This is a genomic window from Saccharopolyspora sp. NFXS83 (assembly GCF_026241095.1).
In the GTDB taxonomy this organism is placed as follows: Bacteria; Actinomycetota; Actinomycetes; order Mycobacteriales; family Pseudonocardiaceae; genus Saccharopolyspora_C.
Genome location: NZ_JAPFGB010000026.1, coordinates 81342 through 88096, shown reverse-complemented (window position 1 = coordinate 88096; position 6755 = coordinate 81342). Strand labels below are relative to the sequence as shown.

Genomic DNA, 6755 nt, shown 5'->3' with positions numbered 1-6755 from the left:
CCATCGGAATCGGTCGACGTGCTGTTCAAGGAGGGCGAGGCCGACCTCGACGATGCCAAGGACCTGCCCGCGAACACGGGCGCCACCGACCGGGCTCGTGACGACGGGCCGAAGGACTCCGGGCGAGGTGCGGTCGCACCCTGTCCGGAGGCCTTCGTGCCGTCGGAGGCGAACAGGTCGCCCCCGCGGGTCACCAGCCGGTGGGCAGCGGCCGGCCCTCGGCGAAGCCCGCGGCGGACTGGATGCCGACCAGCGCCCGCTCGTGGAACTCGGCGAGGGTGCGCGCTCCCGCGTAGGTGCAGGAGGAGCGCAGGCCGGAGCTGATCTCGTCCAGCAGGTCCTCGACGCCGGGGCGCTTCGGGTCGACCTTCATCCGGGAGCTGGAGATGCCTTCTTCGTAGAGCGCCTTGCGGGCCTGGTCGAAGGCGCTGTCGGTGCGGGTCCGGGCGCCGACGGCGCGCTTGGACGCCATGCCGAAGGACTCCTTGTACGCCCGGCCGTGCTCGTCGCGCAGCAGGTCGCCGGGTGATTCGTGGGTGCCCGCGAACCAGGAGCCCACCATCACCGAGGACGCTCCGGCGGCCAGCGCCAGCGCCACGTCCCGCGGGTGGCGCACTCCGCCGTCGGCCCACACGTGCTTGCCGAGTTCGCGGGCCGCGGCGGCGCATTCGGCGACGGCCGAGAACTGCGGGCGGCCCACGCCGGTCATCATCCGGGTGGTGCACATGGCGCCCGGACCGACGCCGACCTTGATCACGTCGGCACCGGCTTCGACGAGGTCGCGCACGCCGTCGGCGGTGACCACGTTGCCGGCGACCACGGGCACCGTCGGGTTCAGCGCGCGCACCGAGCGCAGCGCGTTGATCATCTTCTCCTGGTGGCCGTGCGCGGTGTCCACGACGAGCGTGTCGACGCCCGCGGCGAGCAGCGCCGCCGCCTTGCCGGGCACGTCACCGTTCACGCCGACCGCGGCGGCGACCCGCAGCTTGCCCGCGGCGTCCAAGGCGGGCGCGTAGATCTCCGCGCGCAGCGAACCGCGCTGGGTGAGGATCCCGGCGAGCCTGCCTTCGGAGTCGACGGCGAGGGCGACCTGCCTGCCCTGGCGGTCGAGCTGCTCGAAGACCTCGCGCGGCTCGGTCTCCAGCGCCAGCACCACCGGGTGGTGGTCGGCGACCTCGCCGACCCGGGCGAACCGGTCCACTCCCGCGCAGGCGGCCTCGTCGACCACGCCGACCGGCCGCTGGTCGTCGTCGACGACCACGACGGCTCCGTGCGAGCGCTTCGGCAGCAGGTTGAGCACGTCGGCGACCGCGTCGTCCGGCCGCAGCACCAGCGGGGTGTCCCAGACGGGGTGGCGCTCCTTCACCCACGAGACGATTTCGGCGACGGCGCTCGGGGCGACGTCCTGCGGCAGCACCACGAGCCCGCCGCGACGGGCCATGGTCTCGGCCATCCGCCGTCCCGCGACGGCGGTCATGTTGGCGACCACGACCGGCAACGTCGCGCCGGAGCCGTCCGAGGTCGAGAGGTCGACGTCGAACCGCGACTCGACGCCGGAGCGGCGCGGCGCCAGGAACACGTCGTCGTAGGTCAGGTCGGTGGTGGGCTGTTGCCCGTTCAAGAACTGCACAATCGTCCACGATACGTGCCGGACCGGGCGCGATGATGCGATTCGCCCTCCGCGACCACTCGCCGCTGCGGGAGCGGTGACCGGCCTAGATCATCCGGAAGCGTGGCGACCAGGAGGTTGCGAACGCCGCGGCGGCGCCGCTCGCTCGGGTCGTAGTCGCGCTCTGCTGGGGCGCGGAAGTACGCCGGGGCCCCGTCGGCTGGTGGGACCCCGGCCTCCGCGTTCCGGGGCCTTTCGTCGGAGCGTTGCCGCTGCTCAGATTTCTTCGCCGCTGAGGATGGGTTCGAAGGAGCGGTAGGCGCTGTAGTTGCGGAAGAAGCGGCTGTAGAGCTCGGATCCGTCGTCGAAGGTGGCGTCCTCGACCTGCTTGACCTCGATGAGCTCCTTGAACTTCCAGGTGATCAGCTCGCCGTCCTCGTTGTGGTAGCTCGCCGCCTGCTGCTTGCCGTACCCGACGGCCTTCTCCTTCGCCTCCTCGTCCGATTCGGCCTTGACCAGCACGAAGGACTCCTCGTAGAGCTGGGGTTCGGCGGCGGACTCGGAGGAGATCTCGATGAGCATCAGCGCGACGTAGAACTCGGCCTTGGCGGAGGTGGTGCTGGGCTGGAAATCGCGCGGATCGATGCTGCCCGAACCGATGTCGATGGAGCCGACCTGCTCGTCGTCGCCTGGTGTGGTCATGGCTCCACTTTCTCATCCCGCGCGCCGCCGCCCGGAAGCATGGCCCGCACTACCTCGATGGTGTCGGCGCTGCCCGCGTCCTTGTCGGGGCGGTAGCGCAGCACGCGGGCGAAGCGCAGCGCGACCGCTCCGGGGTAGCGGGTGCTGACCTGCACGCCGTCGAGTTCGATCTCCACGACCAGGTCGGGCGCGAGGTGCACGGTCCAGTCGTCGCGGTGCGTCTCGTGGCGGGGGAACTCGCTGGTCTGCCACGCGAGGAGTTCGTCGGTGAGCCCTTTGAACGTCTTGCCCACCATGATCGGCGGCCCGCCGTCGGGATCGCGGGCGCCGAGGTGCAGGTTGGACAGGTGGCCGCTGCGCCGCCCGTGCCCCCATTCGGCGGCGAGCACCACCAGGTCGAGCGTGTGCGAGGGCTTGATCTTGCGCCAGGTGCGCCCGCGGCGTCCCGCCGCGTACGGCGAGTCGAGCGCTTTCACCACGACGCCCTCGTGGCCCGCGTCGAGCGCCTCGTCCAGCAGCGCCGCCGCGTCGGCGTCGGCACCGGGACGCACACCGGGGACCCGGTGTTCCGGCGCGACTCGGGCGAGCGCGTCGAGCCGTCGGTGCAGCGGCTCGTCGACCAGGTCCGTTCCGTCCAGGTGCAGGCAGTCGAAGAAGTAGGGCCGCAGCACCTCGTCGCGCGGGCTCTGCGCGCCGAAGCGGGCCATCGTTTCCTGGAACGGGCGCGGGCGCCCGGAGTCGGTGAGCGCCAGCGTCTCGCCGTCGAGCACCGCGGAATCGCAGTTCAGGGCCCGGGCGAGGGAGACGATCTCGGGGACTTGGCCGGTGATCTCGCGCAGCGTGCGGGTGTAGACGTGCACCTGCTCGCCGGATCGGTGGACCTGGATGCGCGCGCCGTCGAGCTTGTACTCGACGACGCAGGCGCCGAGTTCGGCGAGCGCCGCGTCGAGCGCGTCGGCGGGGGAGGCGAGCATCGGTCGCAGCGGCCTGCCGACTTCGAGGCGGAACTCCTCCAGCGCGGCCGAACCGCCCAGCAGCGCGGCCTCGGCGGTGGCGGGCAGCCTGCCGGAGAGCATGAACGCGCGGCGCACCGACGCGGCGGGCACTGCGGCGGCGCGGGCGACGGCTTCGAGCATCACGCCCTCCAGCGCCCCTTGCCGGAGCTCGCCGCCCAGCAGCCGGATCAGGAATTCCTGCTCCTCGGCGGTGGCCCTGCCGAGCAGGTCGTGCAGGGCCTCGGTCCGCCGCCGTCCCGATCCGGTGCCGGTGATGTCGCGCAGCTCGCCGACCGCCGCGTCGACGTCGAGGACGGTGAGCGAAGGGCTCGTCGCGGGGGCGACCTGCAGCGCGGACAGCGTCGACCACCCCACCCCCACCCGGCCGCCGGGCAGTTCGCCTGCGAGCAGCGCGGTGGCGGGTCGCACCTCCGCCGCGTCGAGTCCGGCGAGCAGCCCGGCGATCGCGGTCACCTTCGCGGTGCGGGCACGGGTGGCCGCGACCTCGGCGGATGCGGCCACGACCGCGTTCAGCGACACCATCCGCCCATGGTGCCCACGTCCGCCGACAACTCGCTCAAGATCGACGGAACCGCGGGGGCGGCGCGCGGCGTCTCAGTCGTGATCCGGAACCGCTGGGGGTGCTCCGGATCGGCCGTGCGCCTCGCCGAACAGCGGGGCGCACGGCCTTGTCCGGCTCACTTCGCCTGGGCCATGCCCAGCACGTCGAGGGCGGTGTCGAGCTGCTCCAAGGTGAGCGTGCCCGAGTCGACGTGACCGCGTTCCAGCACGACCTCCCGGATGGTCCGGCGTTCCTTGAGGGCCTGCTTCGCGATCGAGGCGGCCTCCTCGTAGCCGATGAAGCGGTTCAGCGGCGTGACGATCGACGGCGACCCCTCCGCGTACTCGCGGGCGCGCTCGGCGTTGGCCGTCACCTCGGCGAAGACCTTGTCCGCGAGCAACCGGGACACCGCCGCCAGCAACCGCGCGGATTCCAGCACGTTGCGCGCGATCACCGGCAGGTTCACGTTGAGCTGGAAGTTGCCCTGCGCGCCGGCGAAGGCGACGGCCGCGTCGTTGCCGATGACCTGGGCGACGACCTGCAGCGTGGCCTCCGGGATCACCGGGTTCACCTTGCCCGGCATGATCGACGAGCCCGGCTGCAGGTCCGGCAGCGCCAGTTCGGCGAGTCCGGTGCGCGGGCCGGAACCGAGCCAGCGCACGTCGTTGGCGATCTTGTTCAGGCTCACCGCGACGGTGCGCAGGTGGCCGGAGGTTTCCACCACGCCGTCCTGGGTGGCCTGCGCCTCGAAGTGGTCGCGGGCCTCGGTCAGCGGCAGCCCGGTGACGCGGGCGAGCTCGTCGGCGACGGCCTGGCCGAAGCCTTCCGGCGCGTTGAGGCCGGAACCGACGGCGGTGCCGCCGATGGGCAGTTCGCCGAGCCGGCCCAGGCCGGAGCGCAGCCGCTCCACGCCGAAGCGGACCTGCGAGGCCCACGCGCCCGCCTCCTGCGCCAAGGTGATCGGGACCGCGTCCATCAGGTGGGTGCGCCCGGACTTGACGACCTCGGTCCACTCGGCGGCGCGTCCTTCGACGACCCCGGCCAGGTGCTCCAGGGCGGGGATGACCTCGCTGAGCACGGCTTCGGTGGCCGCGACGTGGATCGTCGTGGGGAACGTGTCGTTCGACGACTGCGAGGCGTTGACGTGGTCGTTCGGGTGCACGTCGCGGCCGAGCCCGCGGGTGGCGAGGGTCGCGATGACCTCGTTGGCGTTCATGTTCGACGACGTGCCCGAGCCGGTCTGGAAGACGTCGATCGGGAAGTGCTCGTCGTGGCGGCCTTCGGCGACCTCGTCGGCCGCGGCGGAGATGGCTTCGGCCATGTCCGGGGCGAGGATGCCGAGCCTGCCGTTGACCCGAGCGGTGGCGGCCTTGAGGAGGCCGAGGGCGCGGATCTGGGCGCGTTCGAGCCCGCGGCCGGAGATCGGGAAGTTCTCCACGGCGCGTTGGGTCTGCGCGCGGTACAGGGCTTCGGCGGGGACCCTGACCTCGCCCATCGTGTCGTGTTCGATCCGGTAGTCCTGTTCAGCCATGACCGAAGTGTCCTCCGATCGGGCCGGTCCGGTCAGTATGGGCCGCCCCACTTCCAGCCGGTCGGGACGCGGAACGCGGGTGGTGCACCGATGCGGTGGGCGGGCTTGTCGTCCTGCCGGTTCCGCGCAGGTCTCGGGTGCCGCCGACGCCGGGCGGGCGCCGCGTCGGCGACATCGGACGGGCGCGAGGGCTAGGCTCGGATGTGATCCACGTTGCACCGGTGCGAGTGGGGGTGGGCATGTCCGAGCCGTTCGAGGTCGATCTGCTGGTGGTGGGCGCGGGGCCGACGGGGCTGTTCGCGGCGTACTACGCGGGGTTCCGGGACCTGTCGGTGGTGGTGGTGGATTCGCTGCCGGAGCCGGGCGGTCAGGTGACGGCCATGTACCCGGAAAAGATGATCTTCGATGTGGCCGGGTTCCCCGCGGTCCGCGGCCGGGACCTGGTGGCCTCGCTCGTGGAGCAGGCGGCGCAGTACGAGCCGGTCTACCTGCTCGGACGCGACGCCACCGATTTGTCCGATGTGGACGACGGGGTGCTGGTCCGGGTCGGCGACCGGCCGGTGCGGGCGCGGGCGGTGCTGGTCACCGCGGGCATCGGCGAGTTCTCGCCGCGCCCGCTGCCCGCGGGAGGGGACTGGCTCGGGCGCGGCGTCGTGCACTTCGTCCCCGACCTGTCCGTCCACAGCGGTCACGACGTGGTGGTCGTCGGAGGTGGCGATTCGGCGTTCGACTGGGCGCTGGCGCTGCACCCGATCGCCCGCAGCGTCACGCTCGTGCACCGCAGAGCGCGGTTCCGGGCGCATCCCGGCCTGGTCCGCAAGGTCGAGGACCTCGGCGTCGAGCTCATCACCGAGGCGCAGGTCGCGGAGGTGCGCGGGGACGCGGACGGCGTGCACGAAGTGGAGCTGGAGCTCGGCGACGAGCGGCGGGTGCTGCCCGCGCGGACCGTGGTCGCCGCGCTCGGTTTCACCGCGGACCTGGGGCCGATCGAATCCTGGGGGCTCGATCTGCACAAGCGCTCCATCAAGGTGGACAGCACGATGCGCACCAACCGGGACCGCGTCTACGCGGCAGGCGACGTCGCCTCCTACCCGGGCAAGGTCAAGCTCATCGCCACCGGTTTCGGCGAGGCCGCCACCGCCGTGAACAACATCGCCGTCACCCTCGACCCCGACGCCCACCTCTTCCCTGGCCACTCCTCCAACCAGACCTGACCTTCGCCCGGTCAGCGGCGAAGCCCGTAGGGGAGGGCGGAGCGATGCCCGCCTCGCGGCCGAAGGCCGTGCTCTGCGGCCGAAGGCCGTGCCTGGATGCGCGAACCGCATGGCCCGCGTCGAGAACTCGAGCGCTCGCCAC

The 6755-nt window shown here is 72.3% G+C and carries 5 protein-coding genes; 1 reads left to right on the top strand and 4 read right to left on the bottom strand.

The annotated features are described in order from the left end of the window. Positions 1–190: 190 nt before the first annotated feature. The 4 genes from OOZ19_RS23985 to OOZ19_RS23970 form a co-directional block, all read right to left on the bottom strand. Positions 191–1630 carry a GuaB1 family IMP dehydrogenase-related protein gene (locus OOZ19_RS23985; protein ID WP_266092416.1) on the bottom strand — a complete coding sequence of 480 codons (1440 nt, stop codon included), beginning with the start codon at positions 1628–1630 and terminating at the stop codon, positions 191–193. Positions 1631–1885: 255 nt separating this feature from the next. After that, positions 1886–2311 carry a DUF4288 domain-containing protein gene (locus OOZ19_RS23980; protein ID WP_266092415.1) on the bottom strand — a complete coding sequence of 142 codons (426 nt, stop codon included), beginning with the start codon at positions 2309–2311 and terminating at the stop codon, positions 1886–1888. Further along, positions 2308–3849 carry an ATP-dependent DNA ligase gene (locus OOZ19_RS23975; RefSeq protein WP_266092414.1) on the bottom strand — a complete coding sequence of 514 codons (1542 nt, stop codon included), beginning with the start codon at positions 3847–3849 and terminating at the stop codon, positions 2308–2310. Before OOZ19_RS23975 ends, OOZ19_RS23980 begins: the two co-directional genes overlap by 4 nt. A 155-nt stretch (positions 3850–4004) precedes the next feature. Continuing rightward, on the bottom strand, positions 4005–5399 hold the full coding sequence (locus OOZ19_RS23970; protein WP_266092413.1) for a class II fumarate hydratase: 1395 nt from the start codon (positions 5397–5399) through the stop codon (positions 4005–4007). Between the two features lie 239 nt (positions 5400–5638). Here OOZ19_RS23970 and OOZ19_RS23965 point away from each other — a divergent pair, with 239 nt between their 5' ends. After that, positions 5639–6613 (top strand): NAD(P)/FAD-dependent oxidoreductase, encoded by a 975-nt coding sequence (locus OOZ19_RS23965; RefSeq protein WP_266092420.1) that lies wholly within the window; start codon positions 5639–5641, stop codon positions 6611–6613. Positions 6614–6755 lie beyond the last annotated feature (142 nt).

Excerpts from the sequence above, each read along its gene's own strand:
- OOZ19_RS23980 (WP_266092415.1), bottom strand. The coding sequence starts at position 2,311 with ATGACCACACCAGGCGACGACGAGCAGGTCGGCTCCATCGACATCGGT.
- OOZ19_RS23975 (WP_266092414.1), bottom strand. The coding sequence starts at position 3,849 with ATGGTGTCGCTGAACGCGGTCGTGGCCGCATCCGCCGAGGTCGCGGCC.
- OOZ19_RS23970 (WP_266092413.1), bottom strand. The coding sequence starts at position 5,399 with ATGGCTGAACAGGACTACCGGATCGAACACGACACGATGGGCGAGGTC.
- OOZ19_RS23965 (WP_266092420.1), top strand. The coding sequence starts at position 5,639 with ATGTCCGAGCCGTTCGAGGTCGATCTGCTGGTGGTGGGCGCGGGGCCG.